The organism is Planococcus sp. MB-3u-03 (assembly GCF_002833405.1).
Lineage (GTDB): Bacteria > Bacillota > Bacilli > Bacillales_A > Planococcaceae > Planococcus.
This window is the reverse complement of sequence record NZ_CP025135.1, coordinates 735,489-755,152: the sequence shown is the minus strand read 5'-3', so window position 1 is coordinate 755,152 and position 19,664 is coordinate 735,489. Positions and strand designations below refer to the sequence as shown.

Sequence of the window (19,664 nt, the reverse complement as noted above, 5' to 3'; positions counted from 1 at the left end):
CGCCGGCTGGGCTTTAAAACATATGGCCAGCGATTTGGTATATCGCCACGAACAGACCAAGCACACTGGCCTTCATTTTAGCGGGATGGTACCGTTCTTTCCGGTAAATATAAAAGAACACCACTAGGAAGCCGGCCGGAATCCATAGTTGGAAGTCGTACTCTAAAGTGCTGTATGAAAGAACCGGCATGACATAGGCGGCAACTAGAAAATAGATGAAGATTTTAATGCGGCCGGTTTCCAACTCCTTGCTCCATTTGGCCAGCAAGTAAATAATGATGATCGCCATCACCGTGATGTGCAGCTCCGGCAGCATTAGCGTGCCATTTCCCAATTTGAATTCCACAATGTCTCACTCACTTTTTCGTATGATGATCTTCCACCTGGTAAATTTCGCCACTTGCGCTTCATTCTCCTTCATGCAAAAAACCACCCAAGTGACGGGTGGTTTTCGCATACATAGCATTCACTTATTTGGATCCGGAATCTACCGCCGGTTTGACTCGCGAGGCCAGTTCCGGGTTTTGTTTATCCGGTGCAGTGGCTGGTTTTTTCGACCAAATCGTCGCCAAAATCGGTCCGGAAATATTGTGCCAGATTGCGCCCCATACGCTTGGCAGCGCAGCGAGCGGGCTAAAGTGGGCGGTGGCCAAGGCAACACCGAGGCCTGAGTTCTGCATGCCGACTTCAAGTGAAATCGCACGGCGGTCCGTTTCGCTGAGGCCCATGAGCATCGCGATCACGTAACCGAGCATCAAACCGAATCCGTTATGCAAGAACACCGCAAGGAAGACGATGAATCCTGAGCTGATGACGTTTTGCGCATTGGCCGCAGTAACGGCGGAGACGATGATGAGAATCGCTGCCACCGAAATGAGCGGCACGACCGAGATGCTTTTTGCGACCGCCGCCGGGAAGATGCGCTGGATTAAGATCCCGAGTGCGATCGGCAGGATGATCACTTGGATGATGGATGTGAACATCGAGACAGGGTCGACCGGCAGCCATTGCCCTGCAAGCAATAGCAAAAGCAGCGGCGTCATGATCGGCGCCATCAAAGTCGACAAGGAAGTCATCGCGACTGATAAGGCCAAATTGCCTTTTGCCAGATAGACCATGACGTTCGATGCCGTCCCGCCCGGCACACAGCCGAGAAGCACGAGGCCTGCCGCAAGCTCAGGAGGCAGATTCAAGACATACGCGATGGCAAAGGCCGCAAGCGGCATGACGAGAAACTGCGCTGCTACCCCGACGAATACCGGCAGCGGGCTTTTGGCGATGATTTTAAAATCCACCGGCTTGAGCGTTAAGCCCATCCCGAACATGACGACACCGAGCAGAATCGTGATATAGGCACCGAATCCGACGAAGGCTTCAGGCAGGAAAAACGCCAGCAAGGCGGCCAGGATGACCCACACAGCAAAATACTTTCCAGCGATGGCACTTAATGATTGCAATACTTTCATTTAATCGTCTCCTTTGTCTCCACGTTAATGTTTTTGCCGGGATTCAATAGATTGTTTGGGTCCAGCGCCCGTTTGATTTTCTCCATGACCTCAAGTGCCGCTCCGTGTTCTTGCTGTTGGTATTTCTGTTTGCCAAGCCCGACGCCGTGTTCGCCTGTACACGTACCGCCGCGCTCGAGCGCGTACTCGACGATGCGCCCGTTAAACTCCTGCGCACGCGCCACTTCTTCAGGGTCTTCCATATTCATCATGATGAGCGCATGGAAATTGCCGTCGCCGACATGGCCGACGATGCCGCCCGGAAGCCCGAGCGCTTGCAAGTTTTCCCGTGCATGGCCGACTGCGCCTGCGAGTTCTGAAATCGGTAAGCAGACATCGGTGACCATCATCTTTTTGCCGGGATAGCCGTGGATATAGGCATAGGCCAAAGTATGGCGCGCTTCCCATAATTGATTGCGCGCCGCGGTATCGGTCTCAAAAGCGATTTCTTCGCACGCATGCCCCTGGACGATTTCTTCCATAAACTCCACGTCTTGCTTGAGTCCTGCTTCATTGCCATGGAACTCCAGAAACAAAGTTGGCTTTTCCAGGTAAGCGGTATCATTGTATTCATTCACTTGCCTCATCGACTGCTCGTCGACAAGTTCCACACGGGCGATCGGAATACCCGCTTGCAAGATCGAGACGACCGCTTCGACCGCATCTTTTACACTCGGGAATGAAGCGCGAGCCGCCGTAACGAATTCGGGGATGCCGTACACTTTCAAGGTCATTTCCGTAAAACAGCCGAGCGTCCCTTCAGAGCCGACGAACAAACCGTTCAAATGAAGCCCGGAAGACGATTTTGCTGCTTTATTGCCGGTATGGATAATGGTGCCGTCCGCCATGACCACTTCAAGGTCGCGCACCTGGTCACGCATGACGCCGTATTTAACGGAAGTCGTGCCGCTCGCATTGGTCGCTGCCATGCCGCCAAGCGTCGCGTCCGCTCCAGGGTCGACGGTGAAAAACAATCCGTATTTCTTCAATTCCTTATTCAATTGCGTCCGTGTGACACCCGGCTGGACCGTGACGAGGAAATCTTCCGCATCGACATTCAGCACTTTATTCATCAAGGAAAAATCGACGGTGATGCCGCCCTGCTCAGGGATGACATGGCCTTCAAGACTCGATCCGAGGCCGAATGGCACGATGGGAATCGCGTATTGCTGGGACAGCTTCATGATTTTCGATACTTGCTCCGCCGTTTCCGGAAACACAACGATGTCCGGCAATTGCATGGCATGATAGGATTCATCCCTGCCGTGCAGTTCCTTGATCGTCTCGTTGACGCTGATTTGTTCGCTTGTAAGAAACTCTGCCAAATTGTGCAGGATTTTCTCCTGATGAGGAATTGCCATTTCATTTCGCTCCTTTGTGGTTATTCACACTATTTAAACTTAATTTCAAAATTATAATAGGGAAAAGCTTATTGGATCGTTTCAGGCGGACGCTTTCCGCGGGCATGGCTTGAGCCTCCTCGGTCGCTACGCTTCCTGCGGGGTCTCAAGACTCATGCTATTCCCGCAGGAGTCACCGCCTTCCACTCTTAATAAATACTAATTATTAGATATGGAGCAAAACAGCGCAGACTCCTTGGGGAGCAGAAACGGAGGGGGCTTTCCAACTCCGTTTCGACGAAGTGCTGAAATCCATTCGGGCGCCTAGCCCGAATTAGTTCAGCGCGAGCCCCCAGGAAAGCTAGCTGTTTTGTGGAATATCGATTGCGATGCCTTACCAAAAGTCTTACAACAGCATGCATACACACCGATACATCTTCATACCTCCGAAAATTGGCCCTACCAATTAAACCAATTATACATAATAATCTGAAAAGTACAATGTGTATTTTCAGACATTTTGCATTTCTTTCGGTATGATGAAAAGAGAACGCAAAAAACAAGTCAGCAGGGAGAGAGTTCCGTGTTATTGAATCCGAAAAAACGCACCTATGAATTAGTCGTCGAACAGATCCAAACGCTGTGCTTGGAGAACAATTTGCCTCCTGGCGGCCGTCTCCCTTCCGAGCGGGATTTGGCGAGTTTGTTTGGCGTCAGCCGCAATTCCGTCCGCGAAGCGTTGAAAGGCCTGGAAAGCAAAGGCTTTCTTGAAATCCGGCAAGGCGGCGGCAGTTTTCTCTCTGAGACGAAGCACGATATGCTCGGAAATGAACTCGGCACCCGCATCGATGCGGCGGAGATCCAATACATCGACGACATGCTCGAACTCAGGCGCGCTTTCGAAGTCGAAGCCGCCTCGCTCGCAGCGCAGCGGGCGACACCTGGGAACTTGCTGGCGATCCGCGAAGTGCTCGGGCACATGGCTTTGGCAGCGAACGATCCCGAACTCGGCGTCCAGGCTGACGTGGATTTCCATCTGCAAGTCGCCAATGCCACCAAAAACCAATTATTGATCGACTTGATGGAAACACTTGCGAAGCGGCTGGAAGAAAATATCCGCGCCACGCGTCGCCACCGCTTCACCGATGTTGAGCGCCATCAGGATACGTACAATGAACATGAAGAAATCTATTTGGCGATTGAAAGCGGCAATAGCGAATTGGCCAAGCAATTGATGAGCGAGCATATCTCTCGCATCCGTTCGGAATTGTATCGTTCGACATGAATTCGCATAAAACAAAAAACGCGTGGAGAAACGGATTCGTTTCTCCACGCGTTTTTCAATCCAGAAAGCAAAGTATCTGAAAAATGCACTCTATCGAAAGAGTGCGCCTCTTACTATTTCCCTTTTCTCTCTTTCAATTTGTGCTCCACATCTTCTTTCATGGTCATGGCTCTCTCTTTATAGTCAGTCGCTTTTTCTTTGTAATCATCTTTATTTTCGTCCCAATGGGTTTTGCCTTTTTCGATCGCCTTGTCTTTCATCGCGTTCAGCTTGTCCAAAAATGCCATGTCGATCACCCTCCCATTTCAGCTGATTTTCTACCAGCTTAACTGTGCACAGCATAACCCTTTTGTAGTTCAATGTCTAAGATAGCCGGCTCTCCCATGACAAAAGCCCGGTCTTGCAAACTGAAAGGTGGAATAATCGCGTTTTTGACTTTGCTCCATTTTTCCACTCCCTAAAAGCAAGCCATTAATCACCCCTCTTATTTTCGCGCCTGCCGAACCCGCTACTCACTTTCACTGATATCCTTTAAGTTTTGCAAAGTCTGTTCAACCGAGTTGTACATGAGCTTCTTGATGTAAATCGTATTGGCCAATTTCCCGAATATGCTGCCTGGGAGTTCGTATTCCATTTCGAATTGAATCTCAGTGCCCCGTCTTTCGAAAGATAGCGCCAGGTCTGAGTGCCACCAAATGCGCCGCTAATTAGGCAGCGCCATATATAGCCGTCTTTACAGCCGCATTTTCCACAACCAGTACATGCAAAGCCAAGCTTCTCCCGAAAAAGTAATACTTCAAATTCATGCTCGTCCCTTTTTTCCCTGTGCCAATCAGATTTTCCGCTTCGGACAATCCGGCATACCACTGATACCAGAGTTTCGGATTGGTTGCGAAGTGATGGACTTCCTTTGCTCGCCGGTCAATGAAAACCGTGTTCGTTACCCTCCACATATCAGCATCCTCCCCTGCCTCACATTTAAGATCCAACCAGCGTCGGATCTCTTTTTCACAACCTCTCTATAGGTATTAATATAGCATGATTTCAATTAAATAAACTGACTTTTCTGATATTTATAGTAAAATGATGATACTTAGCCAAATCCGTGATGAAGAAACACGGCTCTCCGTTACCAAGCTACGGATATTTAAAAATGAAAGGAGATGATTTCATGGGAACTTTCTTGAAAATTTTGATCATCATCGTAAGCCTGTTCTTGGTCGGTGTCGGCATCGTCTTATATGCCGTCTACAATTCAGACCCGGCGCAGCAAGACGTGCTCGAGGAACAAAGCTTCGATGAAAATATTGAGGCAGTGGAAATTACCGTTGAAAATTCCCGGGTAGCCATTATGCCAAGTGAAGATGAAACGGTCCGAATCGTCATGTCCGGCAATGACGATGATTTCACCTTAAACACAGAAGTTGAAGGCGGCCGCTTGGCAATCGAAGTCGAAGACCGCTCCCCGTTCTTCAATTTCGACTTTAACCGCTCCTATACGCTGCAAGTTTACGTGCCTGCGAGCGGGCTTGATTCCTTGTCGGCCGATAGCGATAACGGCAGCATCGAAGTGAGCGAGATCACTGCTGTTGAGTTGTTTCTTGAAGCAGACAATGGGCGCATCGCTTTGGAGGCAGTCGACAGCGATACGGTTGAGGTCGAAACAGACAACGGACCGGTTGAACTGAAAGACATGGAAGCCGTCATTAGCGTCCGCTCATCCAATGGACGCATCCTGTTCAGTGACGTTTCAGGCGAACTGGAAGCACAAGCGAATAACGGACGCATAGAACTGGACACAGAGACGCTTGATTTCCCTGTCGATTTCGCTACGGATAATGGGCAAATCGAAATCCGCACTGCCAGCGAACCGGTGAATGCCCGCATCGAAGCGCGCGTCGACAATGGCAGCATCGATGTATACGGGCGCGAAAATGAAGAGACCGTGTTCGGCAGCGGCGAGGTGCTCATCCAGCTCGCTTCAAATAATGGCAGCATTGCTGTCGAATGAAAGGAATGGATGAACATGCCTTTGAAACGAGCGACACTGCGCTTGGCGGATACAAGAGAACTAAGCTATATCGAGCACGGCGACCCGCACGGCATTCCGCTGATTTTCCTGCACGGGCTTGCCGATTCCTGCCATACCTTCGACTTATTATTCGCTTGTTTCCCTGAACAATTGCGCACCCTCGCCTATACACAGCGAGGGCATGACGGCATCGATCTGCCAGGCCTGTCGTATCGAACAGAAGATTTTGAAACGGATTTGCTGCAGTTCATGGATGCCAAAGCTATCGAGAAAGCCTTTATCGCAGGTGCATCCAGCGGAGGATTTGCCGCCAGGAATTTCGCTGCGAAATACCCGGAACGGACAGTTGGGCTCATCTTAATCGGCTCCCCTTCCGAGCTCGGCAACCAGCCGGAAATCGTCGCCATTCACGAATCCACTTTGTCGCACTTAACAGATCCCGTCAGTCCCGAGTTCATCCGGAAATTTACCGGAGGACTTTTCAACAAACCGGTGCCTGCCGATTTCTTGGAGAAAATGTTCCATGAGATCCAAAACGTTCCCGCGCGTGTGTGGAGAGAAACGAGTGAAGCTGCATTGAATGAAAAATTCCCTGGCTTCCTTCACCAAGTGACAGCACCCGCGCTTATCATTTCCGGAAAGGAAGATCCCATCGCTTCACAAGAAGACCAGCAAAAGCTTTCCTCTGCCATCGTGAATTCCCAACTGTGCATCCTCCCGCAGCTCGGCCATATGCTGTATTGGGAAGGCCCGCCAGAAGTCGCAAAGGCCATCACCCAGTTTGTCGATAAAGCTCAAAAAAGCTAATGACTAGCCAAACCATTTCGCCGGAAAATCGCCTGGACCGAAAAAGCAGCCTTCCATATTTCTTTAGAGAAGGAAGGAATATGAAAAATAGGCGAGTAAAAGCCATCCGCCTCAGGGTATAGATAAAAAAGGAGGCATTTCAATGAATTTGCATGACAAAGACGAAACGAAATTATTCAGCCCAGAATTCACCAGGAACCCTTACCCAGCCTACGAACGGCTGCGCGAAGAAGACCCCGTGCACCAGGTGCGTTTTCCAGATGGCCAGCTCGGTTGGCTCGTGACGCGCTACGCGGACGCGGAAGCCGTATTGAAAGACCCGCGCTTCATCAAAGACTTTTCGAAGCTGTTCGGCGGCAGCATGGACGAGATGAGCGTATTCGCCCAAAACATGCTATTTTCCGATCCGCCCGACCATAAAAGGCTGCGCGGGCTCGCACAAAAAGCCTTTACCCCGAAAATGATTGAAGGCATGAAACCGCGCATTCAGGAAATCACCGACGAATTGCTCGATGGATTCGAAGGCAAATCGAACGTCAAATTAATTGACGAATTCGCCTTTCCGCTCCCCATCATCGTCATTTGCGAGATCTTGGGCGTGCCCTCACAGGACCGCGACAAATTCCGTACCTGGTCGAACTCGCTGATCGAAGGCACGAGCGGCGAAGCAGGTGTCAGTGTCTACGAACATATGAATGAATTTATCCAATATCTCGGCGAATGGTTCCAAAAAGTGCGCCAACAACCGGGAGACGATTTAATCAGCCGCTTGATCGAAGCAGAAGAAGCTGGCGACCGTTTGACGGAAAAAGAGCTGTACGGGCTGGTCTCCTTGCTTATCATCGCGGGACACGAAACGACCGTGAACTTGATCGGCAACACCGTGCTCACGCTGTTGAAGCATCCTGAACAGCAGCACGAATTGTGCGTACAGCCTGAACTGATCGGGCCGGCCATCGAAGAATCGCTGCGCTTGAACGGACCGGTCGAATTCAGCACCTCAAGATGGGCCGCGGAAGAGATCGAATTCAGCGGAAAAACCATTCACCGGGGCGATCTGGTCATCGTCGCGCTGAACGCGGCGAACCATGACCCCGAGCAGTTCGATAACCCTGAACTGTTTGATATCCACCGCGAAAAAAGTGCCCATTTGGCGTTCGGCAAAGGCATCCACTTCTGCCTCGGCGCTCCCCTCGCACGGCTGGAAGGCCATACCGCCATCGACGGTCTATTGAAACGTTTTCCTGCCATGGCGCTTGCTGTCCCAGAAAACGAACTCGAATGGCGTCCGGGCATGATCGTCCGCGGCGTCCGTGAACTTCCGGTGACACTCGGAAAATAGCTAGGCAAAAAGGCGGTGCCAATGACTTTTCGAAGTCATTGGCACCGCCTTTTGAATTGTAATTAGTCCAGGCTATGAAGACAGGAAATCCAATACACGCTTCAACTAAAGACTTCTACTTGCTTGCATTGTCGCGTTTGACGATCTTATCGCTCACTTGCTGGCCGCTCAAGGTCACCATCGGCATGCCGCCACCCGGGTTGACCGTACCGCCGACAAAATACAGGTTGTCATATAGTTCGCTTTGCTTCTTGTGCTTGAAGCCGCCGTTCTTGTTCTTGTCGGAAACCGTTCCGTAAATCGCTCCGCGGTCCGAACCGTAGATGCGTTCGATATCATGCGGCGTCCAGACATCGCGTACGACGATATTATCGCGCAAGCCGTCGAGCCCCATGCGTTCGAGCTTATTGATGACTCGCTCTTCGAATTCCTTGTACTGTTCCGGCGTGAACGGGTTGTCCTGGATATACGGGATATGCGGAAGGATTTTAATATTTTCATACCCTTCCGGCGCCTGCGTCGGGTCGGTCTTGTTGACGTTGACGAGATAGATCGTCGGGTCGTCGGGCAATTCATGACGCTCGAACACCTTGTCCATCTGCTCTTTTAAATTGTCCGAGAAGAAGAAATTATGGTGGTTCAGTTGCGGATAGGTCTTCTTGACGCCGAGATGCAAAACGAGTCCGGAACTCGCCGGCTCGTATTTCTTCTCGAGCTTATCGACAAACTCATGCTCCGCCTTGACCATTTTTTGATAGAACGGGATGACTTCCATATTCGATACGTAATAATCAGCGGTTTGGAAGCTGCCGTCTTCGAGTTCGACGCCGGTGATCTTGCCTTCCGCACTCGTCAAGGCACGAATCACGCCCATGCCGGTATGGATCTGGACGCCTTCTTCGCGCGCCAGTCTCTCCATGCCGCCCGCCAGATTATGCATGCCGCCCGGCACATACCAGCAGCCTTGTGCGTGTTGCATATAAATCATCATATTGAGCACAGCGGGTGCGCTATACGGCGAAGACCCTACGTATTTCACGTAATACGACAGCATGTCGCGCAAATGAGGATTATTGATGCGCTTGGAAATCGCGCTGTACATCGTCGAGGTCAAATCGAATCCGGTCAGAGTCGCAAGGATGCCGTTTTGTGCGACGGCCTCCTTCGGCGATTCAAAGCCTTCCTTCAAATAGCTACGCTCGGTCGTTTCGTAAATCCGCTTCGCGTACTTGAGCAGCGCGTAGTATTCCTTCATGTCCTTTTTCGACAGTGCCGGGTTCGCCCGCTCCATCAAATGAAGGTCATGGTACAGATCGATCACCGTGCCGTCCGGGAAAAATGAGCGCCACTCACGCTCTAAGCGTTGCATCGGAACGTAATCCGTCATTTTCTTGCCACTGCTTTGGAACAAGCGATCGAAAATATGCGGCATCGTCAAAATCGACGGGCCCAAGTCAAAACCGAAGCCGTCCCGCTCTAAGCGGTTCACTTTCCCGCCGATATGCTCGTTCTTTTCATATAACGAAACCTCATAGCCTTTTTGCTGCAATGAAATCGCCGCCGACAAGCCCCCAAGCCCGCCTCCGATTACGATTACGGATTTCTTCGCTTTCCCCATATATGTACCGCCCCTTTTTAATGAAATATGTATCCTTCTTTTTTACGCTAAAACCGCCTGTACGGAGATTTCTTTAATGCCTTGCCATTGTCCTTGTTATTCCCTTCATAATAAGCTTAAAAACGCTGATTGTATAGTTTTTGTATAATCCTAGACAAACCGTTCATTCCAGGAATAAACAGGACATTGACAGGGAAAGTGGAATGGTATAGAAAGATGCAATACACAAGACAGGAGTCGATCACTATGGCTGGATTTTTACCGCATATATATGACACGGCCATGAAGCCGCTCGAGAAGACGCGCTTTGAAAAAATCCGCGCCGGACTGGTTCAAAAAGCGCAAGGTCGCGTGCTCGAAATCGGCTTCGGAACAGGTGCGAACTTCCGCTATTATCAAAATGCCGAACGGGTCGACGCCATCGAACCAAACCCGGAGATGAGTAAACAAGCCGGCAAACGCATCCGACAGTCGAAGACACCGATTCGCACGTACGAAGCAGTCGCTGAAAAACTGCCCTTTGCCGATGACAGCTTCGATACGGTCGTCGCGACCTTAGTATTCTGCACGATTCCAGACCCGGTCAAAGCGCTCGAAGAAATCTACCGCGTCAGCAAACCCGGCGCCCAGATCCTCATGTTCGAGCACGTCAAAATGGACCAACCGCTCATGGGCAAAACTCAGGAATCCTTGACACCCGTCTGGAAAAAGCTATGCGACGGCTGCCATTTGAACCGCGATACAATCGATTTGGTGAATCGCTCCCCTCTGGAAATTGTGAAGGTGGAATCCTATTACGGCGGACTATTTTTGACCATTGAGAGCCGGAAACCGTTGTGAATTGTAGCTGTCCCTGTGTACGGCACAATTATGACTATTTACCTGAAGGCATGAAAATACAGAAGGAATATTACTGATCCTGATTTGAAGGTATTTCTTATTCACTTATCCTGCATGGGGCACTACTCGAATTGTGTGGTGCACAGGGACAAAAAAATAATTCCCAATTTCCTTGCAATTGTCCGAAGATTGGTTTAATGTGAACAACATCAACCAGCAATTAACTTAATAGTCGATTTCTTATCAAGAGAGACGGAGGGATTTGGCCCTGTGAAGTCTCAGCAACCGCCCTATTTCAGGACAAGGTGCTAATTCCAATAGGCATAAGCCTAGAAGATAAGAAGAATGCTTTTCCAAAACGGGCTTTCTTCTTTTCGAAGAAAGCCCGTTTTTTTTATTTCCACCACCCACACTAAAAACAGAAAGAAGGAATTTCACATGACCCATTCAACTATTCAAACAAACCAAAAATTAACAACTGCCCCATTCAAGGCTGATCACGTCGGGAGCTTATTGCGCCCCGACAGCATTCACGAGGCGCGCAAGCAGTTCAAAGAAGGCACAATCACAGCGGAACAGCTGCGGGAAGTCGAGACGACGGAAATCAAGCGCATCGTCGACAAGCAAATCGAAGTCGGTTTCAAAGCAGTGACGGACGGCGAATTCCGCCGCACGTTCTGGCATACTGATTTCATGGCGCATATCAATGGCTTCGAAGGTTACACGCCGGAAAAAGGCTATCAGTTCAAAAACGTCGAAACGGAAGCTTATGACGTGCGCAATATCGGCAAGATTTCTTTTAATGAAAACCATCCATTTCTCAGTGATTTCATTGAATTCAAGGAAATCGTCGGCGGCCGCGCTGTGCCGAAATTGACGATTCCAAGCCCGAACCAATTTTTCAACCAAGGCATCCGCGATGAAGCCATCTATCCGGACTTGGAAGACTACGCGAAAGACGTCATTCAAACTTACCGCGACGCTTTCCAGGCATTTTATGATGCCGGCGCGCGCTATATCCAAATCGACGATGTCTATATCGCTGGCTTGTCATCTCCGGACATTCCGTTCAACGATGGAAAATACAATCGCGAGTATTTGATCGACTTGGCGCTTCGTGTCGCAAACGGCGTGCTGGAAGGCAAGCCGGAAGACCTCGCTGTGACGACTCACCTGTGTCGCGGCAATTATCAATCCGACTGGGCATTTGAAGGCAGCTACGCATTGATCGCGCCGACTTTGTTCGCCAAAGAAAAAGTCGACGGCTTCTTCCTTGAATACGACGACGACCGCTCCGGCAGCTTCCAGCCACTTGAGTACATTCCAAACGGTGGACCAAGAGTTGTGCTCGGCGTCTTCACTTCAAAAAATGGTGAACTTGAAGACAAAGAAGCGATCAAAGCACGCGTCGCAGAAGCCGCAGAACATGTGCCGCTCGAGCAGCTATGCATCAGCCCGCAATGCGGATTCGCTTCGACTCACCACGGCAATATCCTCACCGAAGAACAGCAATGGGACAAACTGCGGTACATCGTGGAAGTTTCTGAAGAGATCTTCGGAGAGTAAACGACAAAAGGCAAGCGCAAATTTGCGCTTGCCTTTTTATTTGGAATAATTGTGTGGTGCACAGGGACAATCTCCTGTCCGAAGCCACTCACACCGCGGTTTCGGCTACTCGAATTGTGTGCTGCACAGGGACAGCACTCACTACTACACAAAACGGTACACCGTCCGCGACTCAAACTCCTCCCCTGCCTTCAAAATCGCTGACGGGAAATGCGGATGATAGATGGAATCCGGCATGCCTTGCGTCTCGAGGCACAGCCCAAGTTGATTTTGAGCCGCCACGCCTTTGAATGAATACGGGCCGCCGATATGGTTGGCGGTGTACAAGACGACTGCCGGCTCTGTTGTTTCAACCTGCAAACTGCGCCCGCTTGCCTCGTCTTTAAGCTCGATCACAGGCTGGGCTTCTTTATCCAATAGGAACGGATGGTCATAGCCGCCGCCGACCAGTTCGATTTGAGGATGCAAAGAGTCTGTCCCTTCGCGGATGGTTCTGCCCTTGCGGAAATCAAACAGCGGATCTTCCTCTACCGGTACCAGTGTACCCGTCGGCAGCATGTCGCCGTTTAACTCCGCGTATTGGCTGCTTGGGATGGTCAGTTGATGTTCCACAATCGTCCGCTTGAAATCGCCGCTCAAATTGAAATAGGAATGGTTGGTGACATTCAGCAAGGTCGTCTTGTCGGAGTTTGTGGAATAGGAAATCGCCAGTTGATTGTCATCGTTTTTCACTATGTAGCGGACCGTCATCGTCAAGTTGCCGGGAAACCCTTCGTCCCCGTCCGGGCTGAAATGGGTGAATTCCACAATTGATTCATGTTCATTCTCGATCAATTCCGCTTTCCAGACGGCTGAGTGAAAGCCGCCGGGGCCGCCGTGCAAATGCTGGCCGTTGGAATTCTGGGCGAGCTGATAATCCGTTCCTTCTATTGTAAAAGCGCCTTTTTGAATGCGCCCGGCAAAACGGCCGACAATAGCGCCGAAATAATGCGTATTACTTCCGTATTCTTCCAATGTATCGAAGCCTAGCACGACATTCTCCAGCAAGCCATCTCGGTCTGGTGCCAGGATTTCCGTAATGATGCAGCCGTAGTCGAGACAGGATACCTGAAAGCCCTTGTTATTCGTCAATGTATAGCGCGTGATATCTTGGCCGTTGATCTGGCCGAATGCTTTTTTCGTAATTGCCATTTTGTTTATCTCCCTTCCAATCTTCTTATCATCTCAAACGACTCATTCACTTTATGTCAGTTCAAAAACGTCCACCAATAGCAGCGTCACTGCGCCGATTAACGTGGCGTCGTCGCCAAGCTTGGTAATCTCCACTTTTGTCTGGCTTGCCGATTGCGTCAATGCAGACGCGCGAATCGTTTCACGGATCGCCGGGAGTAGAAATTGCTGTGCTTTGGAAACACCGCCTCCGAGAATGATTTTTTCGGGATTGACTATATGGATCAGATTGGTCAGCCCGACACCTAGAGCGCTGCCGGCTTGTGACAGCACTTCGATGCATGCTTCATCACCGCCTAATGCCCGTTCAAAGACTTGCTCCGCAGTCAAAGATTCCGCTAGCTGTTCGTTGATTTTCCGCGAAATGGCCGGTCCGGCGACAAAGGTTTGCAAGCAGCCGCGGTTGCCGCATTCACACACCTGCCCGTGCAGATCGATCGTCATATGCCCGATTTCACCGGCGATATCGGAGGAGCCGTGGTACAGCTTTCCGTCGATGATCAACCCCGCCCCCACACCGCGCCCGATATTGACCGCGAGCATGCTCTCAAGTTCGCCATGATCGCCGAACCAGAATTCCCCAAGCGCCATGGCGCGTGCATCATTTTCCACTTTCACTTCCAGGCCGAAAGTGTTCTCAAGCTCTTCTTTGATCGGAATATCGGTAAGCCCTAAATTCGGTGCGACCAGTGACACGCCGGTCTCGACATCCACCACCCCGTGCATGGCCACACCGATGCCGATGACATCTTTGCCTGACGTTTTCACCAGGCATTCCTGAATCGAGTTTTTCAAGGCATGAAGAAATCCTCCATTATCGATTGGCAATTGTAATTGCGTTTCGGCTCTCTCAAGAACTTTTCCGGAAAGATCCGAAACGACGCACTTGATGGTATCCGGGCCGGCATCCACTCCAAGAATGCAGAAAGCGCCGTGATTGATGACCAGCATGGTCGGTTTGCGGCCGACTTGCGATTGGCCGACATCGCTTTCTTCGACAATGTTCTGGTCGATCAGTTCTTTGACATTGCTGCTCACGGTCGGGCGTGTCAAGTTGGTCTCGCGCGCAATCTGCGCCCTGGAGATCGGCCCTTGCGTTCTGATTTTATTGAGGATGATCGATTTGTTCATCGATTTCATCCACTGAAAGCTGCCTTGGCGCATGCTGATTCCTCCGTTTTTAAAGTTTTCAGTTTCTTTATTGAATAGTTTAACAAAATACCATATACTTATGTTAATTAAATTAATTTACAAAGTATTGGAGGGACATGATGACACAGCCAGACTTGTTGCAAAACTACCAGGATATCTTTCAGACCACTGACACACCGCGATCATTCTTCGCACCCGGCCGCATTAATTTGATCGGTGAACATACCGATTACAACGGCGGCCACGTGTTCCCGGCGGCCATCTCACTCGGCACTTACGCGATCGCCCGCAAGCGCACTGACCAAACATTGCGTTTTTATTCAATGAACTTTCCGGATGCTGGCATCATCGAGTGCACACTTAGTGATTTAACGTTCAATCCCGATCACGACTGGGCGAACTTTCCGAAAGGCATGATTCACATCTTCATCGAACACGGTTTCACGATTTCCTCGGGGATGGATATCCTATTTTATGGCGACATTCCAAACGGCGCTGGCCTCTCCTCTTCCGCTTCCATCGAAATGGCGACGGGCGTTGTGCTAGAAGAGCTATTCGAGTTGGAGATCGATCGGCTGCAAATGATCCGCTTGGGGCAGAAAGTTGAAAACGTTTACTTGGGCGTCAACAGCGGCATCATGGACCAATTCGCCATCGGCAAAGGCAAAAAAGACCACGCGATGCTGCTCGATTGCCAAACACTGCAATTCAGTTACGCACCGGTCGAATTGAATGGCTATGAGATCGTCATCATCAATTCCAATAAACAACGGACGCTCGCCGGCTCCAAATACAACGAACGCCGCAGCGAATGCGAACAGGCTTTGATGGATTTGCGGACAGAATTGCCAATCGATAGCCTCGGCGAGTTGACCGGCGAACAATTCGAGCAGCATAAGCAGTTGATCACAAACGACATCAACCGCAAACGCGCCAAGCACGCCGTCTACGAAAATGAACGGACCGTGCGTGCGCTCAGCGAACTCGAGCAAGGTCATCTCGAAGCGTTCGGAAAACTGATGAACGCGTCCCACGTCTCGCTTCGTGACGATTACGAAGTCACCGGCGCAGAACTCGATAAAATCGCAGAAACGGCCTGGAACCATCCGGGTGTCATCGGCGCGCGGATGACCGGGGCAGGATTCGGCGGCTGTGCGATTGCGATCGTCGAGCGAGTACAGATCGACAATTTCAAAAAAACACTGACAACAGTCTATAGCGAAGATTTCGGCTATCCCCCATCGTTTTACGAAACGAAAATTTCGGACGGCGCAAAAGAGCTAGTAGAGGAGTGGCAATTATGAGTGTATTGGTATTAGGCGGAGCCGGCTATATCGGTTCTCACGCGGTTTATCAATTGATCGACCAAGGCATGCAGGTCGTGGTCGTCGACAATTTGGAGAACGGGCACCGGCAAGCGGTCCACCCGGAAGCGGTTTTTTACGAAGGCGATATCCGGGACGCGGACTTCCTCGATACCGTATTCGAAAACGAGTCGATCGACGAAGTTCTTCATTTTGCCGCCAATTCATTGGTCGGCGAATCAATGGAAAATCCGTTAAAGTACTTTGACAATAACGTCTACGGCACGCAGGTCTTGCTGCAGGCCATGACGAAACACGGCGTTAAGAACATCGTCTTTTCTTCGACAGCCGCAACTTACGGAGAGCCGGAAACCGTGCCGATCACCGAAGCGATGCCGACGCAGCCGACTAACACATACGGCGAAACCAAGCTGACGATGGAAAAAATGATGAAGTGGACGTCTGTGGCACACGATTTGAAATTCGTTTCCTTGCGCTATTTCAATGTAGCGGGCGCACGGGCGACTGGCGAAATCGGAGAAGATCACCGTCCTGAATCCCATCTCGTTCCGATCATTTTGCAGGCAGCTCTCGGGCAGCGGGAGGAAATCACTGTTTTCGGCGACGATTACGACACACCGGACGGCACGTGCATCCGCGACTACGTCCATATCGAAGACCTGGTCAATGCCCACTTGTTGGCACTCGACTACTTACGGAACGGCGGAGAAAATGATGTCTTCAACCTCGGCAGCAGCCAAGGATTTTCGGTCAATGAAATGATTTCCGCTGCGCGCTCTGTCACCGGCAAAGAAATCCCTGTCAAAATCGGGCCGCGCCGTGCAGGCGATCCAAGCATTCTGGTCGCCAGCACCGAAAAAGCGACACGCATTCTCGGCTGGCACCCAAGCCATACTTCAGTGACGAAAATCATTGAAGATGCCTGGAATTGGCATTCCTCCCATCCTGCAGGCTACGGAGAAGAGGTCAATATATGATCCACCACACCCTTGCTGGACTTATTCAAAAAGCCTTGGCCACTGGATTGATTGAAAAAGACGATATCGATTACGCCCGCAACCAAGCGATGCACTTGCTTCAATTGGACGCTTTCCCGGAAGAAGCTGTCGAACCAAGAGACGACACCATTCCAAATCTATTGGAAGCGCTCAACGACTACGCAGTTGAAAATGGCGTGATTGAGGACTTATTGGACGACAAGGAAATGCTGTCGGCGAATATCATGAACTGCTTCGTCGCCAGGCCATCTGCCATCAACGCCGCATTCAACGAAAAATACGCTGAATCGCCAATCGCTGCGACCGATTATTTTTACGAACTGAGCCAAAACAGCAATTACATTCAAATGAACCGGATCCGAAAAAACATTTCCTATCAACACGACAGCCCTTACGGCAAGATGGACATTACGATCAATTTGTCCAAACCTGAAAAAGACCCGGAACAGATCAAACGTGAACGCGAAATGAAGCAAACGCTCAGCTACCCGAAATGTTTATTGTGCAAGGAAAACGAAGGCTACGTGGGGCGAATCGGCTATCCGGCACGCGCCAACCATCGCGTCGTCAAAATTCCGCTCACCGGGGAAAATTGGTACTTTCAGTATTCACCGTACTTCTATTATAATGAACATAGCATCCTTCTTTCCGAAGAACACCGCGACATGAAAATCGACCGCGGCGGCTTTGAACGATTGCTGAGATTTACCGAACAATTCCCTCATTACTTTGTCGGTTCGAATGCCGATTTGCCGATCGTCGGCGGATCCATCCTGAGCCATGACCATTACCAGGCGGGCCGTTACGAATTCGCCATGACCCGCGCTGAAGATGCGTTTACGTTCCGCTTGGATTCATTCCCAGGCCTACGGGCATCTGTCGTCAACTGGCCGATGTCGGTCATCCGCTTGAAAAGCGGTCATATTGATGAGCTGGTGAATGCCGCAGATGAGATTTTGCAAATTTGGAAGCAGTATTCGGACGAAGCGGCAGATGTCCTTGCCTTTAGTGGGGATACGCCGCATAATACGATCACGCCGATTGCCAGAAAACGCGACGGTCTATTCGAAATCGATTTGGTATTGAGAAACAACCGCACGACACAGCAGCATCCTGCCGGGATCTTCCATCCGCATGCAGATGTCCATCACATCAAAAAAGAGAATATCGGCTTGATCGAAGTGATGGGGCTCGCTGTCCTGCCGCCGCGCTTGAAACAGGAACTGGAACAAATCCAGGAATTCCTGCTCGGCAAATCAAACCACGTAGAACCCGCTCACCTCGATTGGGCGGAGCAATTGAAAGCGCAATACGGCCCCATCGCGAGCCACGAACATGCCGAAGCGCTCGTGCGGGAAGAACTGGGCAAGAAATTCGTACGTATCCTCGAAGACGCCGGTGTGCTGAAAGAACAACAAGCATTCAAACGATTTATCCACGCCGTCAACGAACAAACAGCAAAAACCATTTAACAACGATTACACAAAGCACTTACATACACGGGAGGGATTTAGATGGCAGGCTTAACTTTAACGAATATACGAAAAGAATACGAAAAAGGGGTCGTATCTGTTCAGGACTTCAATTTGGAAATCCGCGATAAAGAGTTTCTAGTACTCGTCGGGCCTTCAGGCTGCGGCAAGTCCACTACTTTGCGCATGATCGCAGGCTTGGAAGAAATCACAGACGGCGATTTGTACATCGGCGAAAGACGCGTCAACGACGTTTCACCGAAAGACCGCGACATCGCCATGGTGTTCCAGAACTATGCATTGTATCCGCATATGAGCGTTTACGACAATATGGCGTTCAGCTTGAAACTGCGTAAAATGAAGAAAGATGAAATCAAGTCACGCGTGGCCAACGCTTCCAGCATTCTCGGCCTTGATGCTTATCTGGACCGCAAACCGAAAGCGCTCTCAGGCGGACAACGTCAGCGTGTCGCTCTCGGGCGTGCCATCGTGCGCGATGCAGAAGTGTTCTTGATGGATGAGCCATTGTCCAACTTGGATGCCAAACTGCGCGTACAGATGCGCACCGAGATCCAAAAGCTGCATCGCCGCCTGCAGACGACGACTATTTATGTCACGCACGACCAGACAGAAGCGATGACGATGGCGACACGCCTTGTTGTCATGAAAGATGGCTTTATCCAGCAAGTCGGCTCACCAAAAGAAGTATACGACAAGCCGGACAATATGTTTGTCGGCGGTTTCATCGGTTCGCCGTCCATGAACTTCCTGCGCGGGAAAATCGTTGGCGATTCGTTCGTCATGGGCGATGTCAAAGTGCTCGTCCCTGAAGGCAAGCTTGCGACACTGCGCGACCAAGGCTATAAAGATAAGGAAATCGTTCTCGGCATTCGTCCGGAAGACATCCACGATGAACCTTTGTTCCTCGACCATTCACCGCATACAAAAGTGAAAGCTTATGTAGAAGTGGCGGAATTGATGGGCTCGGAAATCATTCTTTATTCGAATGTGAACGAACAGGATTTCGTCGCACGCGTCGATGCCCGCTTCAATGTAGAATCCGGCCAGACGATCGACATGGCCTTCGATATGAATAAAGCCCATTTCTTCGATAGCGAATCGGAATTGCGTATTAAATAAAAGGAAACCCGG

The 19,664-nt window shown here is 50.4% G+C and carries 19 protein-coding genes and 1 riboswitch; of the genes, 10 read left to right on the top strand and 9 right to left on the bottom strand.

The window, feature by feature from the left end; genetic code table 11:
* Window positions 1-13: 13 nt before the first annotated feature.
* The 3 genes from CW734_RS05010 to CW734_RS05000 all read right to left on the bottom strand — a co-directional run bounded on the left by CW734_RS05010 (window position 14) and on the right by CW734_RS05000 (window position 2,866).
* Window positions 14-346, bottom strand: coding sequence for a hypothetical protein (locus CW734_RS05010; protein ID WP_101189694.1), 333 nt, complete (start codon window positions 344-346; stop codon window positions 14-16).
* A gap of 124 nt (window positions 347-470) precedes the next feature.
* Window positions 471-1,466, bottom strand: coding sequence for a bile acid:sodium symporter family protein (locus CW734_RS05005; protein WP_101189693.1), 996 nt, complete (start codon window positions 1,464-1,466; stop codon window positions 471-473).
* Window positions 1,463-2,866, bottom strand: coding sequence for an FAD-binding oxidoreductase (locus CW734_RS05000; RefSeq protein WP_101189692.1), 1,404 nt, complete (start codon window positions 2,864-2,866; stop codon window positions 1,463-1,465). Before CW734_RS05000 ends, CW734_RS05005 begins: the two co-directional genes overlap by 4 nt.
* Window positions 2,867-3,428: 562 nt before the next feature.
* On the opposite strand from CW734_RS05000, the gene CW734_RS19375 reads away from it, so the two are divergent.
* Entirely contained in the window at window positions 3,429-4,130 is a 702-nt protein-coding gene (locus CW734_RS19375) for a FadR/GntR family transcriptional regulator (RefSeq protein WP_269801493.1), read from the top strand.
* A gap of 113 nt (window positions 4,131-4,243) precedes the next feature.
* Here the strand turns inward: CW734_RS19375 and CW734_RS18450 are convergent, their stop codons facing one another.
* From CW734_RS18450 to CW734_RS18630, 3 genes are all read right to left on the bottom strand, one after another.
* On the bottom strand, window positions 4,244-4,417 hold the full coding sequence (locus CW734_RS18450) for a hypothetical protein (protein WP_180956277.1): 174 nt from the start codon (window positions 4,415-4,417) through the stop codon (window positions 4,244-4,246).
* Window positions 4,418-4,638: 221 nt separating this feature from the next.
* On the bottom strand, window positions 4,639-4,764 hold the full coding sequence (locus CW734_RS19370; RefSeq protein WP_269801492.1) for a hypothetical protein: 126 nt from the start codon (window positions 4,762-4,764) through the stop codon (window positions 4,639-4,641).
* Window positions 4,765-4,837: 73 nt separating this feature from the next.
* Window positions 4,838-5,083 (bottom strand): SRPBCC family protein, encoded by a 246-nt coding sequence (locus CW734_RS18630; RefSeq protein WP_232787157.1) that lies wholly within the window; start codon window positions 5,081-5,083, stop codon window positions 4,838-4,840.
* Between the two features lie 218 nt (window positions 5,084-5,301).
* Between CW734_RS18630 and CW734_RS04985 the strand changes: the two genes are divergently transcribed.
* The 3 genes from CW734_RS04985 (at window position 5,302) to CW734_RS04975 (ending at window position 8,311) form a co-directional block, all read left to right on the top strand.
* Window positions 5,302-6,141 carry a DUF4097 family beta strand repeat-containing protein gene (locus CW734_RS04985; RefSeq protein WP_157824122.1) on the top strand — a complete coding sequence of 280 codons (840 nt, stop codon included), beginning with the start codon at window positions 5,302-5,304 and terminating at the stop codon, window positions 6,139-6,141.
* A 15-nt stretch (window positions 6,142-6,156) separates the two neighbouring features.
* A complete protein-coding gene (locus CW734_RS04980) occupies window positions 6,157-6,969 on the top strand; it encodes an alpha/beta fold hydrolase (RefSeq protein WP_157824121.1) in 813 nt (270 codons plus the stop codon).
* Between the two features lie 142 nt (window positions 6,970-7,111).
* Window positions 7,112-8,311, top strand: coding sequence for a cytochrome P450 family protein (locus tag CW734_RS04975; protein ID WP_101189689.1), 1,200 nt, complete (start codon window positions 7,112-7,114; stop codon window positions 8,309-8,311).
* Window positions 8,312-8,426: 115 nt separating this feature from the next.
* Here the strand turns inward: CW734_RS04975 and CW734_RS04970 are convergent, their stop codons facing one another.
* Complete coding sequence (locus CW734_RS04970) at window positions 8,427-9,929, bottom strand: phytoene desaturase family protein (RefSeq protein ID WP_101189688.1); 1,503 nt, start codon at window positions 9,927-9,929, stop codon at window positions 8,427-8,429.
* A gap of 246 nt (window positions 9,930-10,175) precedes the next feature.
* Here CW734_RS04970 and CW734_RS04965 point away from each other — a divergent pair, with 246 nt between their 5' ends.
* Window positions 10,176-10,769, top strand: a complete 594-nt coding sequence (locus tag CW734_RS04965) for a class I SAM-dependent methyltransferase (protein WP_101189687.1) — start codon at window positions 10,176-10,178, stop codon at window positions 10,767-10,769.
* Window positions 10,770-11,006: 237 nt separating this feature from the next.
* Window positions 11,007-11,112, top strand: a riboswitch (SAM riboswitch).
* A gap of 95 nt (window positions 11,113-11,207) precedes the next feature.
* A complete protein-coding gene (locus tag CW734_RS04960) occupies window positions 11,208-12,335 on the top strand; it encodes a 5-methyltetrahydropteroyltriglutamate--homocysteine S-methyltransferase (RefSeq protein WP_101189686.1) in 1,128 nt (375 codons plus the stop codon).
* A 144-nt stretch (window positions 12,336-12,479) separates the two neighbouring features.
* Here CW734_RS04960 and CW734_RS04955 read toward each other — a convergent pair whose 3' ends face one another.
* Together CW734_RS04955 and CW734_RS04950 are read right to left on the bottom strand one after the other, a co-directional pair.
* Window positions 12,480-13,526, bottom strand: a complete 1,047-nt coding sequence (locus tag CW734_RS04955; RefSeq protein WP_101189685.1) for an aldose epimerase family protein — start codon at window positions 13,524-13,526, stop codon at window positions 12,480-12,482.
* A gap of 51 nt (window positions 13,527-13,577) precedes the next feature.
* The gene (locus CW734_RS04950) at window positions 13,578-14,729 is read right to left on the bottom strand and encodes an ROK family transcriptional regulator (protein ID WP_101189684.1); all 1,152 of its coding nucleotides are present in this window, start codon (window positions 14,727-14,729) and stop codon (window positions 13,578-13,580) included.
* Between the two features lie 104 nt (window positions 14,730-14,833).
* Between CW734_RS04950 and CW734_RS04945 the strand changes: the two genes are divergently transcribed.
* From CW734_RS04945 to CW734_RS04930, 4 genes are read left to right on the top strand one after another with little or no spacing between them, the layout of a single operon-like run.
* The gene (locus CW734_RS04945) at window positions 14,834-16,021 is read left to right on the top strand and encodes a galactokinase (protein ID WP_374703199.1); all 1,188 of its coding nucleotides are present in this window, start codon (window positions 14,834-14,836) and stop codon (window positions 16,019-16,021) included.
* Entirely contained in the window at window positions 16,018-17,019 is a 1,002-nt protein-coding gene (gene galE / locus CW734_RS04940; RefSeq protein WP_101189682.1) for a UDP-glucose 4-epimerase GalE, read from the top strand. The genes CW734_RS04945 and galE overlap by 4 nt, the downstream gene beginning before the upstream one ends.
* Window positions 17,016-18,512, top strand: coding sequence for a UDP-glucose--hexose-1-phosphate uridylyltransferase (gene galT, locus CW734_RS04935; RefSeq protein WP_101189681.1), 1,497 nt, complete (start codon window positions 17,016-17,018; stop codon window positions 18,510-18,512). The genes galE and galT overlap by 4 nt, the downstream gene beginning before the upstream one ends.
* A gap of 42 nt (window positions 18,513-18,554) precedes the next feature.
* Complete coding sequence (locus tag CW734_RS04930; protein WP_101189680.1) at window positions 18,555-19,652, top strand: ABC transporter ATP-binding protein; 1,098 nt, start codon at window positions 18,555-18,557, stop codon at window positions 19,650-19,652.
* Window positions 19,653-19,664 lie beyond the last annotated feature (12 nt).

Excerpts from the sequence above, each read along its gene's own strand:
- CW734_RS18630 (WP_232787157.1), bottom strand. The coding sequence starts at position 5,083 with ATGTGGAGGGTAACGAACACGGTTTTCATTGACCGGCGAGCAAAGGAA.
- CW734_RS04950 (WP_101189684.1), bottom strand. The coding sequence starts at position 14,729 with ATGCGCCAAGGCAGCTTTCAGTGGATGAAATCGATGAACAAATCGATC.
- CW734_RS04945 (WP_374703199.1), top strand. The coding sequence starts at position 14,834 with ATGATGACACAGCCAGACTTGTTGCAAAACTACCAGGATATCTTTCAG.
- CW734_RS19370 (WP_269801492.1), bottom strand. The coding sequence starts at position 4,764 with ATGGAATACGAACTCCCAGGCAGCATATTCGGGAAATTGGCCAATACG.
- CW734_RS04955 (WP_101189685.1), bottom strand. The coding sequence starts at position 13,526 with ATGGCAATTACGAAAAAAGCATTCGGCCAGATCAACGGCCAAGATATC.
- galE (WP_101189682.1), top strand. The coding sequence starts at position 16,018 with ATGAGTGTATTGGTATTAGGCGGAGCCGGCTATATCGGTTCTCACGCG.
- CW734_RS05000 (WP_101189692.1), bottom strand. The coding sequence starts at position 2,866 with ATGGCAATTCCTCATCAGGAGAAAATCCTGCACAATTTGGCAGAGTTT.
- CW734_RS04985 (WP_157824122.1), top strand. The coding sequence starts at position 5,302 with ATGGGAACTTTCTTGAAAATTTTGATCATCATCGTAAGCCTGTTCTTG.
- CW734_RS04980 (WP_157824121.1), top strand. The coding sequence starts at position 6,157 with ATGCCTTTGAAACGAGCGACACTGCGCTTGGCGGATACAAGAGAACTA.
- CW734_RS04960 (WP_101189686.1), top strand. The coding sequence starts at position 11,208 with ATGACCCATTCAACTATTCAAACAAACCAAAAATTAACAACTGCCCCA.
- CW734_RS04930 (WP_101189680.1), top strand. The coding sequence starts at position 18,555 with ATGGCAGGCTTAACTTTAACGAATATACGAAAAGAATACGAAAAAGGG.
- CW734_RS04975 (WP_101189689.1), top strand. The coding sequence starts at position 7,112 with ATGAATTTGCATGACAAAGACGAAACGAAATTATTCAGCCCAGAATTC.
- CW734_RS04965 (WP_101189687.1), top strand. The coding sequence starts at position 10,176 with ATGGCTGGATTTTTACCGCATATATATGACACGGCCATGAAGCCGCTC.
- galT (WP_101189681.1), top strand. The coding sequence starts at position 17,016 with ATGATCCACCACACCCTTGCTGGACTTATTCAAAAAGCCTTGGCCACT.
- CW734_RS05005 (WP_101189693.1), bottom strand. The coding sequence starts at position 1,466 with ATGAAAGTATTGCAATCATTAAGTGCCATCGCTGGAAAGTATTTTGCT.
- CW734_RS04970 (WP_101189688.1), bottom strand. The coding sequence starts at position 9,929 with ATGGGGAAAGCGAAGAAATCCGTAATCGTAATCGGAGGCGGGCTTGGG.
- CW734_RS18450 (WP_180956277.1), bottom strand. The coding sequence starts at position 4,417 with ATGGCATTTTTGGACAAGCTGAACGCGATGAAAGACAAGGCGATCGAA.